Origin of the sequence: Isoptericola maris, assembly GCF_048065335.1 — a bacterium.
Taxonomy (GTDB): domain Bacteria; phylum Actinomycetota; class Actinomycetes; order Actinomycetales; family Cellulomonadaceae; genus Isoptericola; species Isoptericola rhizosphaerae.
This window is the reverse complement of record NZ_JBLUNY010000001.1, coordinates 669,549-685,725: the sequence shown is the minus strand read 5'-3', so window position 1 is coordinate 685,725 and position 16,177 is coordinate 669,549. Positions and strand designations below refer to the sequence as shown.

General features: G+C 73.9%; 9 protein-coding genes. 8 read left to right on the top strand and 1 reads right to left on the bottom strand.

The window, feature by feature from the left end; all coding sequences use genetic code 11:
• The first annotated feature begins 25 nt into the window (after positions 1 to 25).
• The 5 genes from leuS (at position 26) to ACH5HR_RS03385 (ending at position 11,270) form a co-directional block, all read left to right on the top strand.
• Entirely contained in the window at positions 26 to 2,983 is a 2,958-nt protein-coding gene (gene leuS, locus ACH5HR_RS03405) for a leucine--tRNA ligase (protein ID WP_416476242.1), read from the top strand.
• Positions 2,984 to 3,038: 55 nt separating this feature from the next.
• Positions 3,039 to 4,547, top strand: coding sequence for a DUF3375 domain-containing protein (locus ACH5HR_RS03400; protein WP_416476240.1), 1,509 nt, complete (start codon positions 3,039 to 3,041; stop codon positions 4,545 to 4,547).
• Positions 4,540 to 5,283 carry a DUF4194 domain-containing protein gene (locus ACH5HR_RS03395; protein ID WP_416476239.1) on the top strand — a complete coding sequence of 248 codons (744 nt, stop codon included), beginning with the start codon at positions 4,540 to 4,542 and terminating at the stop codon, positions 5,281 to 5,283. The genes ACH5HR_RS03400 and ACH5HR_RS03395 overlap by 8 nt, the downstream gene beginning before the upstream one ends.
• Complete coding sequence (locus ACH5HR_RS03390; RefSeq protein ID WP_416476238.1) at positions 5,280 to 8,657, top strand: ATP-binding protein; 3,378 nt, start codon at positions 5,280 to 5,282, stop codon at positions 8,655 to 8,657. Before ACH5HR_RS03395 ends, ACH5HR_RS03390 begins: the two co-directional genes overlap by 4 nt.
• 132 nt (positions 8,658 to 8,789) lie before the next feature.
• Entirely contained in the window at positions 8,790 to 11,270 is a 2,481-nt protein-coding gene (locus ACH5HR_RS03385) for a glycogen/starch/alpha-glucan phosphorylase (RefSeq protein WP_402371151.1), read from the top strand.
• Positions 11,271 to 11,386: 116 nt separating this feature from the next.
• Here ACH5HR_RS03385 and ACH5HR_RS03380 read toward each other — a convergent pair whose 3' ends face one another.
• Positions 11,387 to 11,566 carry a hypothetical protein gene (locus tag ACH5HR_RS03380; protein WP_416476236.1) on the bottom strand — a complete coding sequence of 60 codons (180 nt, stop codon included), beginning with the start codon at positions 11,564 to 11,566 and terminating at the stop codon, positions 11,387 to 11,389.
• Between the two features lie 102 nt (positions 11,567 to 11,668).
• Between ACH5HR_RS03380 and ACH5HR_RS03375 the strand changes: the two genes are divergently transcribed.
• The 3 genes from ACH5HR_RS03375 (at position 11,669) to ACH5HR_RS03365 (ending at position 16,071) form a co-directional block, all read left to right on the top strand.
• Positions 11,669 to 12,583 (top strand): DegV family protein, encoded by a 915-nt coding sequence (locus ACH5HR_RS03375; protein ID WP_402371155.1) that lies wholly within the window; start codon positions 11,669 to 11,671, stop codon positions 12,581 to 12,583.
• A 93-nt stretch (positions 12,584 to 12,676) separates the two neighbouring features.
• Positions 12,677 to 13,633, top strand: coding sequence for a ComEA family DNA-binding protein (locus ACH5HR_RS03370; RefSeq protein ID WP_416476235.1), 957 nt, complete (start codon positions 12,677 to 12,679; stop codon positions 13,631 to 13,633).
• The gene (locus ACH5HR_RS03365) at positions 13,630 to 16,071 is read left to right on the top strand and encodes a ComEC/Rec2 family competence protein (RefSeq protein ID WP_416476233.1); all 2,442 of its coding nucleotides are present in this window, start codon (positions 13,630 to 13,632) and stop codon (positions 16,069 to 16,071) included. Before ACH5HR_RS03370 ends, ACH5HR_RS03365 begins: the two co-directional genes overlap by 4 nt.
• The last annotated feature ends 106 nt before the right edge of the window (positions 16,072 to 16,177 follow it).

The window sequence follows — 16,177 nt, the reverse complement described above, 5'->3', positions numbered from 1 at the left end:
TCGCCCGGCCGGTAGACTCGCCGGCGTGAGCACGCCAGAGACCGAGACGCAGCGCCGCCCCGCCGAGCCCGCCCACCGCTACACGCCTGCCCTCGCGCAGGAGATCGAGGAGCGCTGGCAGGACCGCTGGGACGAGCGCGGCACGTTCTACGCCGCGAACCCCACGGGCGAGCTCACGGGTGGCGACGGCGAGCGCGCCGGCGGCGGCAAGCCGTTCTTCATCATGGACATGTTCCCGTACCCCTCGGGGGCGGGTCTGCACGTGGGGCACCCGCTCGGCTTCATCGCCACCGACGTGGTGGGCCGGTTCCGGATGATGTGCGGCGACAACGTGCTGCACGCCATGGGCTTCGACGCGTTCGGCCTGCCCGCCGAGCAGTACGCCGTCCAGACGGGCGAGCACCCGCGCGGCGTGACCGAGCGCAACATCACGGTCTACAAGCGCCAGCTGCGGCGCATGGGGCTGGCCCACGACCCGCGGCGCTCCTTCGCGACCATCGACTCCGACTACGTGCGTTGGACCCAGTGGATCTTCCTGGAGATCTTCGACTCCTGGTACGACCCAGAGTTCGTGCGGTCGGACGGCGGCCGCGGCAAGGCCCGTCGCATCGCCGAGCTCGAGGCCGAGTACGCCGACGGGACCCGGACCGTGCCCGGCGGGGACGCGTGGACCGACCTGAGCGAGGGCGAGCAGCGCGACGTGCTGGACTCCCAGCGCCTGGCCTACGTGGACTCCTCGCCGGTCAACTGGGCGCCCGGGCTGGGCACGGTGCTGGCCAACGAGGAGGTCACCTCCGACGGCCGCTCCGAGCGTGGCAACATGCCGGTCTTCACCAAGAACCTGCGCCAGTGGAAGATGCGCATCACCGCCTACGCGGACCGCCTGACCGACGACCTGGACCTCATCGACTGGCCGGACAAGGTCAAGGCGATGCAGCGGAACTGGATCGGCCGCTCCACCGGCGCGAACGTGCGCTTCCACGTGGTCGGTGCCGGCGATGCCGCCGTGGACGCCGCGGGCGCCGGCGGCGAGATCGAGGTCTTCACCACCCGTCCGGACACGCTGTTCGGTGCGACGTTCATGGTGGTCTCCCCGGAGCACCCCCTGCTGGACGAGGTCCCCGCCTCGTGGCCCGACGGCACGCGCGACGCGTGGACGGGCGGGCACACCAGCCCGGTCGACGCCGTCGCCGCCTACCGCAAGGAGGCCGCCGCCAAGACGGCGGTGGAGCGGCAGGCCGACGCCGGCAAGAAGACGGGCGTCTTCACCGGCCACCTGGCGGTCAACCCCGTCAACGGCGCCACCGTGCCGGTGTTCACCGCGGACTACGTGCTGATGGGCTACGGCACCGGCGCGATCATGGCGGTGCCCGGCGGCGACGATCGCGACTTCGCGTTCGCCCGGGCCTTCGAGCTGCCGGTCGTGCACACCGTCGAGCCCGCGGGCGGGCTGCCGGACGGCCACGAGGGTGCGTGGACCGGCGACGGCGTGACCGTGAACTCGGCCAACGACGAGATCTCGCTGGACGGCCTGGGCGTCGCGGACGCCAAGGCCAAGATCATCGACTGGCTGGAGGCGAAGGGTGCCGGCGAGGGCACCACGACGTACCGGCTGAACGACTGGTTGTTCAGCCGCCAGCGCTACTGGGGCGAGCCGTTCCCGATCCTGTGGGACGAGGACGGCCGCCCGGTCGCCGTCCCGGGCGACCAGCTGCCGGTCGACCTGCCCGAGGTGCCCGACTACTCCCCGCGCACGTTCGACCCGGACGACGCCGGCTCCGAGCCGGAGGCGCCCCTGGGCCGCAACGAGGACTGGGTCGACGTGACCCTGGACCTGGGTGACGGCCCCCGGCGGTACCGCCGCGACACCAACACGATGCCGAACTGGGCCGGGTCGTGCTGGTACTACCTGCGCTACCTGGACCCGACCTGGGGCTCGGAGCGCTCCGGCGACGCGGCGGACGGTACCCCCGTCGTCGACCCGGAGCTGGAGCGGTACTGGATGGGTCCGCGGCACAACGACACCTCCGGCCCGGCCGGCGGCGTCGACCTCTACGTCGGCGGCGTGGAGCACGCCGTGCTGCACCTGCTGTACGCCCGGTTCTGGCACAAGGTGCTCTACGACCTGGGCCATGTCAGCTCCCGCGAGCCGTTCGGCAAGCTGTTCAACCAGGGCTACATCCAGGCGTACGCCTTCACCGACGACCGTGGCGCCTACGTGCCCGCCGCGGACGTCGAGGGCGACGAGCAGTCCGGCTGGACGTACCAGGGCGCTCCCGTCGAGCGCGAGTACGGCAAGATGGGCAAGTCGCTGAAGAACGTCGTCACGCCGGACGACATGTACGCCGAGTACGGCGCCGACACGTTCCGCGTCTACGAGATGGCGATGGGGCCGCTGGACCTCTCCCGGCCGTGGAACACCCGGGACGTCGTCGGCTCGCAGCGGTTCCTGCAGCGCCTGTGGCGCAACGTGGTCAGCGAGGAGACGGGCGAGCCCGTCGTCTCGGACACCGAGCCCGGGACCGAGACCCTCCGGGCACTGCACCGCACCATCGCTGACGTCCGCGTCGAGATGGAGCAGATGCGGCCCAACACGGCGATCGCCAAGCTCATCACCTACAACAACCACCTGACCGGCCTCGGCGAGGTGCCGCGTGCCGCCGTCGAGCCGCTGGTGCAGATGGTCGCGCCGATCGCGCCGCACATCGCCGAGGAGCTGTGGGAGCGGCTGGGGCACGACGAGTCGCTGGCCCGCGAGCCGTTCCCCGTCGCCGACGAGCAGTACCTGGTAGCGGAGACCGTGACCTGCGTCGTGCAGGTCCGGGGCAAGGTGCGGGGCCGCCTGGAGGTGGCGCCGGACATCTCCGACGTTGACCTGCAGGCCGCCGCGCTGGACGAGCCCAACGTGCAGCGTGCGATCGACGGCGCCGAGATCCGCAAGGTGATCGTGCGTGCGCCGAAGCTCGTGAACATTGTCGTCTGAGCCGGAGCGGAACCGCAGGCTCGGACGACGCAGGGCACGGTCGTCTGGCGGCTTCGTGACGAGCGCACGACTGGCGACGGCGCTCGCCGGGGTCGGGCGCGCCTTCGCCGCGCCCACGCTCGGGCTGCTGCACAAGGCGGAGGCCCCGCTGGTGGTGGCGGTGCTGCGCTGCGTCTTCACCCCGGACCGGCCCACGGTCGCCACGGAGCAGCTGCACGTGGAGGTCGACGACCTGCTGGCCGAGCTGCGCACGGCCGTCCCCGCCGCCGACGCGACCGACGCTCCCGCACCCGGTGTCCCCGGTGTCCCCGGCGACCCGGCCCGCGTGCTGTGCACGCGGTGGGTCCGCGAGCGCTGGCTCGTGCGGTCGCTCGACGACGTGGGAGCGGAGCGGTATCAGCTCTCCAGCTACGCCGCGGAAGCGCTCGACGTCGTGGCCCGCACCCAGGGGACCCGCGGTCTGGTGAGCGAGTCGCGCATCCGGACGCTGCTCGTGACGGTGGAGGACCTCGCGCGCGACGCCCACCCGGACCGGGACGCGCGGATGCGCGAGCTGCGCTCGCGCATCGACGACGCACGGACGGAGCTGGCCAGGCTCGAGGCCGGCGGAGAGGTGGAGTCGGTCGAGCCAGCACGGCTGGCGGAGCAGTACGACCACGTGCTGTCCCTGGTCCGCGAGCTGCCGGCCGACTTCACGCGGGTCGCCGAGTCGATCTCCACCCTGCAGCGGGAGATGGTGACGAGGCTGCGGCAGGACGAGCGCACCACCGGCGTCGTCGTCGCCGACTACCTGGACGCCTCGGAGAACCTTCTGGAGCGCACCCCGGAGGGCCGGGCGTTCGCCGGCGCGATGGAGCTGCTCGGCGACCCGGACCTGCTCGACGGGCTCGAGCACCGGGTCCGGTCGATCCTCGAGCACCCGTTCGCGACCGCGCTGCCCCCGGACCACCGGGCGATGCTGCAGACGTTGCGCGCCCAGCTCGTCGGCGCGATCGAGGTGGTGCTGGCCGCACAGGCCCGTGCCTCGCGGACGGTCACCGCGCAGATCCGCCACCACAACCCGTTGCGGGACCGCGAGCTGGACGACGCGTTGCGCGAGGCGACCGCCGCCATGGCCGACTGGTTCCCCTCGTCCGGGCGCGCGGCCCGCGTCGACCCGTTGCGCTGGTTCGAGCGTGCGCGGCCCGGACGGCTTCGCACCGCGCTGCACGACCTGCGCCCGGAGACCCCGCCGGACGATCTGGAGGACTGGTCCGACGGCCTCGTCCCGGGCGACGAGATCGCCGACCTGCGCGCCATGGGGGGACCGCAGCACGCCGAGATCCTCGCGCACCTGGGCACGATCGACGGCGCGTCGAGCATCGGCCAGGCGTTCGCCGCCGGCCCGGGGTCGTTGCGCCGCCCGGTGGAGCTGCTCGGCTACCTGGACCTCGCCGCCGACGACGGCGGGGCGTCGGGCGACGTCCCGGCGGACGGCCTCGAACAGGTCGCCACGAGACGTCCCGACGGGACGGTCCGCGACTTCGTGCTGCCCCGCACCCCGATCAGGAGGACGGATGACTGAGCTGGACACGGAGTCACGCGCGGCGCAGGTGCCGGATCCGGACGAGGCCGCGCCGTCGGGCACGTTCGTCGAGGCCCTGGCGGTGGAGGACGACGATCCGGGGCTCTTCCCGGGAGACACCGGTGTGCTGCCGTTCGAGGCCCGCCGGGTGCTGGCTCTGCTGCTCCAGCGGCGCTACCTCGCCGCGGCGGACCACCCGGTGGAGTGGAAGGCGCTGCTGACCCACCAGCAGGTCGTGTCCTCGCGCCTGCACGACCTGTTCGTCGAGCTGGTGGTGGACCGAGACTACGAGATCGCCTACAAGCGGCAGGTCCGCTCCGACGGTCTGACCATCCCGGTGCTGCTGAAGGACGAGCCGTACAAGCGGGTCGAGACCCTGCTCATGCTGTTCGTGCGCAACCGGTTCCGTCAGGAACAGGGCGCGGGCCAGGCGGCGGCCTACGTGGACGCCGAGGAGATGGCCGACTACGCGCTGGGCTTCCTGGCGCACGACGAGACCAACCTGTCCGCACGGAGGCGGGAGATCGACAACGCGGTGGCGGCGCTGGCGCGCGAGCGGGTGCTGGAGGAGGTCGCCACCGGTCGCTACCGGATCCTGCCGGTGGTGGAGATCCTGCTGCCGGTGGACCGGCTGCGCGAGCTGACCCGGTGGCTGCACGGGGCCGACGAGCAGGCCGTGCCTGCCCCGCAGCCGGACGAGGACATCGCGGCGAGCCCGCAGGAGGCGGACGAATGAGCGTGACGACCCCGACACGGATGAACGACTCCCTGTTCGGGCTGATCCCCGCGGCCTCGGACGGCCGGCAGTGGACGGCCCGGTCGATGCAGCTCGTGAACTGGGGCGGCTACCACGGGCACCACGAGGTGCGCTTCTCCGCGGCGGCGACGCTGCTCTCGGGTGCGTCGGGCTCCGGCAAGTCGACCCTGCTGGACGCCTACATCGCGCTGATGATGAGCCACACGACGCCGTTCAACGGCGCCTCGAACGGCGCTGCGGCCGGCCGGGCGCGAGGACGCGAGCAGCGCAACGTGCTGTCCTATGCGCGCGGGAAGCTCGACGAGTCCCGCGCGGACGGCACCACGAGCCGCGAGCAGGTGCTGCGCGGGGACGGGGCGGACACGTGGACCGCCATCGCGATGTCGTGGTCCGACCAGTCCGGCGGGGTCCTGACGGCGCTGCGCGCCTGGTACGTGCCCCGTGGGGCGACCCGCAACGACGAGTGCGTCGTCGTGCGCGCCACCGCCGACGACACGTTCGACCTGCGCGAGCTGGAGCCGCTGGCCGCCGGGCGGTTCGCCCGGGCAGGGCTGACCGACGCAGGGCTCACGACGTACGACACGGATGTCGCCTTCGCCACGCGGCTGCACTCGGCGCTCGGCATCGGCGCCGCCGGTGACGGCCACAAGGCGATGCAGCTGCTGGGCCGCATCCAGGCGGGGCAGGCGATCACCACCGTCGACGCGCTGTACAAGGCGATGGTGCTCACCGAGCCTGAGACGCTCGAGGTCGCGGACCGCGCCGTCGAGCACTTCGACGAGCTCAGCGCCGTGCGCACCGAGATGCTCACCGCGAACCGGCAGGTCGAGGTGCTCCGCCCGATGCGGACCTTGCGCGAGCAGGCGGAGGCCGCGCAGCATTCGGTCGCGCTGCTGGACACCCTCGGGGTGCCCGACAACGGTGCAGGGGGCGAGTCCGCCGGCCCCACGGTGTTCGGTGCCTGGCGGGACGATCGCCGGCTGGCGTTGGTGCGCGCGGAGGAGGGCGCGAACAGGTCGGCGCACCGTGCCGCCGAGGAGCGTCGTACCGCCGCGGTCGCGCGGATCGCGTCGGCCGAGGCGGACCTCGAGGAGGTGCGGGCGTCCCTGCGCAGCCAGGGCGGCGACGCGATCGAGTCCACGGAGCGGGAGATCCGGCGTCGGACCGAGGCTCTGGAGGAGACCCGTACGGCCCGTACCGGCCTGGAGACCCACCTCGGGGTCCTGCAGGAGCAGGTCGCCACGCGCCGGGACCTCGACCGGGTGCTGCGCCGCGCGCACGAGCTGGTCGAGTCGCGCACGCGCCGGGCCGGGGAGCACGAGGAGGAGGTCTTCGCTGCCCGCCAGGCGGTGGCCGAGGCGGAGAAGCGTCTCGCGCGGCTCGAGCAGGAGCGCGCGTCGCTGTCCGGACGTCGCGGCAACATGCCGGCCGAGGACCACGCGGCGCGGCTCGCGCTGGCCGAGGCGGCCGGCCTCGAGGTCGACGAGCTGCCGTTCGTGGGCGAGCTGATCGAGGTGCGCGGCGAGTACGAGCCCTGGCGCGAGGCCGTCTCCGTCGCGCTCGGCGGGTTCGCCACCACGCTGCTCGTCGACGCACAGCGGCTGGCGGACTTCCGGGCAGCCATCGACGGGGTGCCGCTGCGCCGGCGCGTCCGGTTCGAGGGGGTGCCCACCGGGCTGCCGCTCGACGACGACGCCGACCCGTCGACCCTGCCCGGCCGGCTCGAGGTCAAGGCCGGCCCGTTCGGCGGCTGGCTCGCCCGACGCCTGGCCGAGCAGTTCGCCTACGTCTGCGTGGACGACCCCACCGAGCTGCGCGCCCACCGGCGGGCGCTCACGCGCACGGGCCAGATGTCCGACGGCGCCCGCGGCGCGCACGGCGGTGCGGGACGCGCGTCGGTGCTCGGGTTCTCGAACACCCGCCGGCGCACGCGCATCGAGCACGACGTCGATGACGCTCGGGCGGCACTGCGCGACGCCGGTGCCGCGCTGGAGGGGGCTCGGCTGCGGCAGGCGGCGCACACCGACGAGTTCGTGGCGGCCAGCCAGGTCCTCCGCCTGTCCTGGGAGGACGTCGACGTCGCCGGCGCCGAGCAGGCGGTGGCCGACCGCACCGAACGGCTCGCGGCGCTGCGCGACGGATCCGACGCGGTGCGAGGCCTCGCCGAGGACGAGCAGCGCCTACGCTCCCGCCTCACGGAGCTCTACCGTGAGCGAGCCGACGCCGAGAACCGGGTGCGCGAGCTGGGTGAGCAGTGGGCGGCCATCACCGACCTCGTGGACCGGGTGACCGACTCGGTCGACCAGGCCGAGCGTGCGGACGTGGCGCCGTCGTCAGTTCAGCGCGACCGCCTGGACGCGGCGCTGGCCGCGGTGGCGCCGTCGGACCCGGAGACGCTGTCGCTCGCCGCGCTCGAGCAGGCGACCGCCGGCGTCGTGCGCGAGCTCGTGCGCGACCGCGACGAGGCGCTCGAGGCGGGTCGCTCCGCACGGGCGGCGCTGCGCAACGTGTTCGAGCGGTTCTGCGACGCGTGGCCCAACCCCAACCTGGGCACGGACCCCGACGAGTCCTACGACGACTTCGCACGGATCCTCGACGAGATCGAGGAGCAGCGCCTCTACCAGCTCACCGAGCGCTGGTCGCGCACGTTGGGTCGGCTCAGCGGGCACGACCTGACGTTGCTCGGCAACGTGATGAACCGGTCGGTCGCGGAGATCCGCGAGCGGATGGAACCCGTCAACGCGATCCTGGCCACGCTGCCGTTCCGCGACGACACCCACCGCCTGCGCATCACCGCCCAGGTGACCGAGGCGCGCGACGTGGCCTCGTTCCGCCGGCAGCTGCGCGACCTGGCCGGCGACCCGGGCGAGCAGACGCCCGCGGAGCGCCAGCGGAGGTACGAGCGCATGGCGCGCCTCGTCGATCGGATCCGGCCCGACTCGCCGGAGCGGCGCCGACTGGTGGACGTCCGTGAGCACGTGCGCATCAGCGCCGAGTGCGTGGACCTCGCAGGACACCACGTGAGCGTCTACGACCACATCGCCGGCAAGTCCGGAGGGGAGTCGCAGGAGCTCGTGGCGTTCATCGTCGGGGCGGCGCTGCGCTACCAGCTCGGTGACGCCGATGCCGAGCGCCCGCGGTACGCGCCGGTGTTCCTCGACGAGGCGTTCATCAAGGCCGACGCGCGGTTCGCCGGGCGAGCTGTGGGCGCGTGGCGCGGACTGGGCTTCCAGCTCGTGATCGGTGCGCCGCTGGACAAGGTCAGCGCGCTCGAGCCGCACGTCGACGTCGTGCTGCAGGCCGTCAAGGACGCTGCGGGGCGCTCACGACTGGTGACGCTCGTCGGCGCCTGATCGAGTCAGCCGATCGGCCAGACGATGTCGGGCGGTACCGGTCACCGGAGCTCCACGACGTCGGGGGCGGAAGGACGAGCAGAACCATAGAGTGCCGGGACACGGGGCCGGGCGGTGGGTAATGTCGAGACCGTGACCGAATCGACCCCCCTGATCGCCACGCCGGAGCACACCGTCGAGGGCTTCGTCCGCGAGTACCTGCGCGAGCTCAACTTCGCGCAGGGCACCATCCTGCAGCGGGCGAGCGTCAACGACCAGTACCTCGCCCTGGCACGCACAGTGCGCCACTACCTCATGGCCCGGTGGATCACCACCACGACCGAGCACTACCGCCGCCAGCCCAAGGCGGTGGCCTACCTGTCGGCGGAGTTCCTGCTCGGCCGGCAGCTCGACAACGCGCTCGTCGCCGCCGACCTGGAGGAGATCGCCGCCGAGGCGCTCGCCTCGTTGGGCATCGACCTCGCCGTGCTGCGCGAGGCAGAGGTCGAGCCGGGCCTCGGCAACGGCGGCCTCGGCCGGCTGGCGGCCTGCTTCATCGACTCGCTGGCCACGATGTCCGTGCCCGCGATCGGTTACGGCATCCGCTACGAGTACGGGATCTTCCGCCAGACGTTCGTCGACGGCCGGCAGGTCGAGGAGCCGGACGACTGGCTGTCCGGCGGGTCGCCGTGGGAGTTCGCGCACCCTGAGCACGAGGTGACGGTCAGCTTCGGCGGGCGCACCGAGACGTACACCGAGGGCGAGGGCGAGACGGCGCGCGAGCGCACGCGCTGGGTGCCTGGCTGGCAGGTGCTCGGCGTGCCGTACAACTACATGGTCCCGGGCTACCGCAACGGGCAGGTCAACACGCTGCGACTGTGGAGCTCGCGCGCGACGCACGCCTTCGACCTGAAGATCTTCAACCACGGCGACTACGCCGACGCGGTGCGGGCGCGGACCTTCGCCGAGAACATCTCCAAGGTGCTCTACCCGGAGGATTCGACGCCGCAGGGCAAGGAGCTGCGGCTGCAGCAGCAGTACTTCTTCGTGGCGTGCTCGCTGCGGGACTTCATCGACCAGCTGCTGCCGGAGGACTTCGACCTGCACCGGCTGCCGGAGCGCATCTGCTTCCAGCTCAACGACACGCACCCCGTGATCGCGGTGCCCGAGCTGATGCGCATCCTCGTGGACGAGAACGGGTTCGACTGGGACGAGGCCTGGGAGGTCACGCAGGGCTGCTTCGCCTACACGTGCCACACGCTGCTCCCCGAGGCGCTGGAGGTGTGGCCCGTCGACCTGCTGGGGCGCCTGCTGCCGCGGCACCTGGAGATCATCTACCGCATCAACGACGAGTTCTTGGCCCGCGTGCGGGAGCACTCCGGCGACGACGAGCTGCTGGTGCGGCGGATGTCGATCATCGGCGAGCACCCCTCGCGGAGCGTGCGGATGGCCCACCTGGCCACCGTCGCCGCGACCAAGGTGAACGGCGTCGCGGAGCTGCACTCCCAGCTCCTGCGGGACAAGGTCCTGGCGGACTTCGCCCGGCTGTGGCCCGAGAAGTTCACCAACGTGACCAACGGCGTCACGCCGCGCCGGTTCGTCCGGCTGGCCAACCCTGGGCTGTCCGCACTGATCACCGAGGCCATCGGGGACGGCTGGGTGACCGACCTCGACCGGTTGCGCGAGCTCGAGCCGCTGGCCGACGACGCCGAGTTCCGTCGCCGCTTCCGCGAGGTCAAGGCGGCCGGCAAGGACCGGCTCGTCGAGCTCCTGGCGCGCCGGGACGGGATCGAGGTCGACTCGTCCACCATGCTCGACGTGATGGTCAAGCGCCTGCACGAGTACAAGCGTCAGACGCTGAAGATCCTGCACGTGATCAGCGTCTACGACCGGATCGTCTCGGGCGAGCTCGACGTCGACGACGTGGTGCCGCGCACCGTCGTCTTCGGCGCCAAGGCGGCGCCCGGGTACGTCATGGCCAAGGAGATCATCGCGCTGATCAACCACGTCGGAGCGGTGGTGGGTGCCCATCCCGAGGTCTCGAAGGTGCTGCGGGTCGCGTTCCCGGCGAACTACAACGTCACGGTCGCCGAGACGCTCATCCCGGCTGCGGACCTGTCCGAGCAGATCTCGCTGGCGGGCAAGGAGGCGTCCGGCACCGGGAACATGAAGTTCGCCCTCAACGGCGCGTTGACCGTCGGCACCGACGACGGCGCGAACGTCGAGATCCGCCAGCTCGTGGGGGACGACAACTTCTTCCTGTTCGGGCTCACCGAGCCCGAGGCCGCCGCGATGCAGGAGGCCGGGTACCGGCCGTCGTCGTACTACGAGTCGGACCCGCTGCTGCGCAGGGCGCTGGACCTCGTGGCGCACGGGGAGTTCTCCGGGGGCGACCGGTCGACCTTCGAGCCGGTGGTGTCCAACCTGCTGGGGGAGGACCGCTTCATGGTCCTGGCCGACTTCCGGTCCTACCTGGCCGCCCAGGAGCGGGTCGAGGAGGCCTATCGCGACCCGGACGCGTGGAGCCGATCCGCCGTGCTCAACGTGGCCCGCTCAGGATTCTTCTCCTCGGACCGCTCGATGCGGGACTACCTGGACCGCGTCTGGCACGCGGGCGTGCTGCCCTCGCCATGAGCCGCCGTGGGCGCCCCCGGGGGGGGGGGGGGGGGGGGGGGGCGCCCCCCCCCCCGCGCGGGGGGGGGGGGGGGGGGGGGGGGGGCCCCCCCCCCCCCCGACGATCGCTCCCCCTGTCAGGGACGTGGCCGGCGGCCGTGGTCCGGACGGTGGTGTCGGGCACGCCCTGGTGCGTGCCTCCCTTCCTCCGGAACGACGGCGTTGCCGGCGGTGACGAGCGCCCGGCCGGTGTGCTCCCCGGCACCTCCGACGGCCCGGACCGCGGCGTGGGCGGCAGGCTTGTCGTCGTCGGGCATGTCGTGCACGCTAACGTGACTCGGCGTGATTCGCGCGCGCAGGAGTCGCCACGACCGCGAGCGCCGTGGTGCGCGGCGTGGGCCTCGCTACACTCGGCAGCGATGCCTGAATTTGTCGCCGTGCGCGTCGTGACCGACTCGACCGCCTGCCTGCCCGCGCCCGACGACGCGGCACATGCCGAGCTCTGGGAGGGGCTGGACCGCGGCCCGATGGTGGTCCCGCTGCGGGTCGTCACCGAGGACGGGACGTTGCGCGAGGGTGTGGACGTCAGCCCGCAGGACGTGGCCGCACGCATCAGCGGTGGCGAGCGCCTGACGACGTCGCAGCCCTCGACGGTCGAGCTCTCCGACGCCTACCGCGCGGCCGCCGCCGACGGTGCCCGCTCGGTGGTCTCCGTGCACCTGTCGGGCGAGCTGTCGGGGACCTTCGCGTCGGCGGAGCGTGCCGGGCACCGGGCGATGATCCCGGTGCGCGCCGTCGACTCGAGGACCGCGGCGATGGCCCTCGGGTTCGCGGCGGTCGAGGCGACCCGGTGCGCCGCCGCGGGTTGTGACACCGAGCACGTCGCGCGGCGTGCCGCGGAGGTCGCCGGTTCGGCCGAGGCGGTGTTCCTGGTGGACTCCCTGGACCACCTGCGCCGCGGTGGGCGGCTCTCGGCCCCCGCGGCGGCACTGGGCACGGCGCTCGGCGTCCGGCCGATCCTCGGGGTGCGGGACGGCCGCGTCGAGCTGGTGCAGCGGGTGCGCACCCGCCGGGCCGCCGTCGCGCGCCTCGTGGCGATCGCGGTCGAGCGTGCGCGCCGGGCCACCCGGCCGGCCGTCGCGGTGCATCATCTCGGCGCTCCGGAGCGTGCCGCTGAGGTGGCCGAGGTGCTGGCCGACCGGCTGGGCCTGCGGCCCGTCGTCACGCCGGTCAGCGCCGTGCTGGGGGCGCACGTCGGGCCGGGGGCGCTGGCGGTGATGGTCGTCGACCGCGGCGGGCACGTCCACGACCTCGAGCCGGGCGGTCCCTGGTAGGCCCGAGCGCCAGAGGCCACCCCCGGGCGGGGACGTCCACAGATCAGCGGTCGACGGCGGCACGACGGTCGACGAGGTCCTTAGCGTCGCGTCGTGACCACCTCCGCCACGCCGCGCACCCCCGACGCCGCCGCACGACTCGACGCTTTGCGAGCAGCCCTCGACGAGACGGTCGCGGAACCGTCCGCACCCGTGGCAGCACCCCTGCCGGGAACGGGTGCACGCATGGCGCCCGACGTGCCGGACCCCGAGCTGGTCGAGCGCCTGCGATCCCGCCGGTCGGCCGGGCACGTGGCCGCCGCGTACAGCGCGGCGCACGGCCACCCGGTGACGGCGGACGACGGCGGGGTGCGTCGCCGCTGGGCGCTGTCCGGTCCGGTCGCCGTCGCCGTCTGCGGTGTGACCCTGGCCCTGGCGCTGACCGTCGCAGCGCTCGCCTACCTCTCCGGCGCGAGCAGCGAGGACCTGGGGGTCGCCGTCGGTGGACCGCAGGCGGGGCCCGCGGAGGAGGAGGCGGTGACGGACCTGCTCGCCCCGCAGCCCGGCGTCGTGGACGGGTCGGCGAGCCCGGCGCCGGCTGCGGCGTCCGCGACGGCGCCGGCGGCCGTCGTCGTCCACGTGACCGGCGAGGTCGCCGAACCCGGCCTGGTCGACCTGCCGGCCGGAGCCCGGGTGGCCGACGCGGTGGAGGGCGCGGGCGGGGCCGGCGACGACGCCGACCTGGCGGCGCTCAACCTCGCCCGGGCCGTCGTCGACGGCGAGCAGGTCCACGTCCCCGCGCCGGGGGAGGACCCGCCCGCCGTGCCGGCACCCGTCCCGGAAGGCTCGACGGACGGCACGGCGGACGGCGCGGGCGGCGCACCCGTGGCGCTGAACACCGCCGGGGCGGAGGCACTGACCTCCCTTCCCGGTGTGGGACCGGTGATCGCCGAGCGCATCGTGGCCTGGCGCGACGAGCACGGCCCCTTCACGCGTGTCGAGGAGCTGACGGAGATCTCGGGGATCGGCCCCGCGCTGCTCGCGGACGTGCGCGACCTCGTCGTGCTGTGACGTCGGACCTGCGGCTCGCCCCGACGGCACTCGTCGTCTGGGTCGCGGCGTGGTGCCTCACCGGGACCGTCGAGCCCGGTGCGGACGACGGCGGTGACACCGGCAGGGGTGCCGTGCTCGCCGTCGCGCTCCTCGCCGCGGCGGTCGCGCTCGGGTGTCTCGTCGCCGTGCGCCGGTCCCGGCGGCCTGCCATCGGCCACCTCCTGCTGGCCGGCGTGTGCCTGGTCGCGCTCTGCGTCTCGGTGCACACCCAGGTCGCGGCACGTGCCCCGTTGCCGGAGCTTGCCGGTGACGGTGCCGTCGCGACCCTGCGCGGCACGGTCGTCTCCGAGCCGCGGCCGGCGACGTTCGGTGCCGGGACCCGCTGGGAGGTCGCCGTGACACAGGTGTGGGCCCGCGGCACGGGGTCGGCGGCGCGGGGGCACGTCGAGGTCACGGCGCCCGGTCCTCCGCCGCGCTACGGGGCCACGGTCGTCGTTGACGTGCGTCTCGGCCCGCCGGGCATCGGTGCGGGGACGGTCGCGTCCGCGGCCGCGACAGCGGTACGCACCACCACCCCGCCCGGTGCCGTGCTGCGAGCGACGACGATCCTGCGCGAGGAGCTCCTGGAGGTCACCGACGGGCTGTCGCCGCAGGCCCGCGGACTGGTGCCGGGCGCTGCGGTGGGAGACACCACCCGGCTCCCCGACGACCTGGACGAGGCCATGCGGGCCACCGGGCTGACGCACGTCACCGCCGTCTCCGGCAGCCACTTCACGATCGTCGTGGCAGCGCTCACCGTCGCCTGCGTGCTCCTGCGGGTACCCCGCGCCGCACGCGTCGTGCTCCTGGTTCTCGGTGCGGCAGGCTTCGTGGTGCTGGTCCGTCCCGAGCCCAGCGTGCTCCGGGCGGCCTGGACCTGCGCCGTCGCGCTGCTCGCCCTGGCGCTCGGGCGTCCCGCTGCCGGGCCGCCCGCGCTCGCGGTGGCCTCGACGGTGCTGCTCCTCGTCGACCCGTGGATGTCACGGTCGTTCGGGTTCGCGCTGTCGTGCGCCGCGACCGCCGGCATCATCCTGCTCACCGGGCCGGTCGTCCGACGGCTCGCGCCGTGGTGCGGGCGAGCCCTCGCCTTCGCCGTCGCGGTGCCGCTCGCCGCGCAGGCCGCGTGCGGGCCCGTGCTGGTCCTCCTCGACCCTGCGCTTCCCGCGACGGCAGTGCCCGCCAACCTCCTGGCGGCACCGGCGCTCGTACCCGCCACGGTGCTGGGGCTGGTGGCCACGCTCCTGGCGCCCTGGGCACCGGCGACGGCGGGCGTGGTGGCGTGGTTCGCGGGGATGGCGACCGCGTGGATCGCGGCGGTCGCCCGGTTCTTCGCCGGGCTGCCCGGGGCGAGCCTGCCGTGGCCGGGCGGGGTCGGTGGTGCCCTCCTGCTCGCAGCGGCCACGACGGCGGTGCTGTGGGTCCTGCTGCGCAGGCCGCCGGGCCGGGGGTGGCGGCGCCCACCCCACGAGCTCCTGGCGGAGGCGGTGCGCCACGTCGCCCGGGGCTCGCGCCGTCTCGACCGGCGCCCGGGACGCCGGGTCCGCGGCGTGCTGTGCGTCGGCCTCCTCGTCACGGGCGCGCTGCTGGTCGGACTGGTGGTGCCACGGCTCGTCCCCGGCGGCCCCGGTGAGGCGCCGGACGACTGGCAGGTGGTGGCCTGCGACGTCGGCCAGGGCGACACCCTGGTGGTGCGCAGCGGCGCACGCGCCGGCGTCGTCATCGACGTCGGCCCACCGGGCGATGCCGCCGCACGGTGCCTCGGGCGGCTGGGGGTGGAGCGGATCGACCTGCTCGTCCTGAGCCACTTCCACACCGACCACGTCGGCGGGCTGGACGCCGTGCTCGCCGGACGCAGCGTGCGCGCCGCAGTCGTCTCACCGCTCGACGAACCGGCGGCGCCGGCACAGCGCGCCCGGCGTGCGCTCGCCGACGCCGGCGTGCCCGTCGTGGTCGGCAGCCCCGAACAGCAGGGGGTCGCCGGCACGGTGGCATGGCGGGTGCTGGCGCCCGAGGCGTCGTCCGCGAGCGGCGCGGCCGGGGCGAACGACGCGAGCGTGGTGCTGACACTGCGGACCGCCGGCGGCATCGACGTCGTCACGCTCGGCGACCTGGAGCAGCCGGGCCAGGAACGGCTGGTGCGGCTGCTGGAGGCGTCCGGACTCCCGGAGGAGCCGGTCGAGGTGCTCAAGATGGCCCACCACGGCTCGGCGTCGCAGTCCGCGGAGCTCGCGCGGCTGCTGGCGCCGCGCGTGACGCTGGTGCCCGTCGGGGAGAACGACTACGGCCACCCCACGCAGGCGGCGCTCGCGATGTACACCTCGGTGGGCTCGCGCCTCGTGCGCACGGACGAGTGCGGTACGTCGGCGCTCGCGGTGCGCGAGGGCGGCCTGGTGCTCACCTGCGCGAGGGGCGGATGACATCGGTGGCGCCGACAGCGCCGACGCCACCGTGGTGCCAGGTGAGCCGCCGGGGGAACGGCTCGCACCGTCTCGGGCACGGCGCCTCGAACCCCGCACCCGATCT

Coding starts and splice junctions, on each gene's coding strand:
- ACH5HR_RS03375 (WP_402371155.1), top strand. CDS start 11,669: ATGCCTGAATTTGTCGCCGTGCGCGTCGTGACCGACTCGACCGCCTGC.
- ACH5HR_RS03390 (WP_416476238.1), top strand. CDS start 5,280: ATGAGCGTGACGACCCCGACACGGATGAACGACTCCCTGTTCGGGCTG.
- ACH5HR_RS03380 (WP_416476236.1), bottom strand. CDS start 11,566: ATGCCCGACGACGACAAGCCTGCCGCCCACGCCGCGGTCCGGGCCGTC.
- ACH5HR_RS03395 (WP_416476239.1), top strand. CDS start 4,540: ATGACTGAGCTGGACACGGAGTCACGCGCGGCGCAGGTGCCGGATCCG.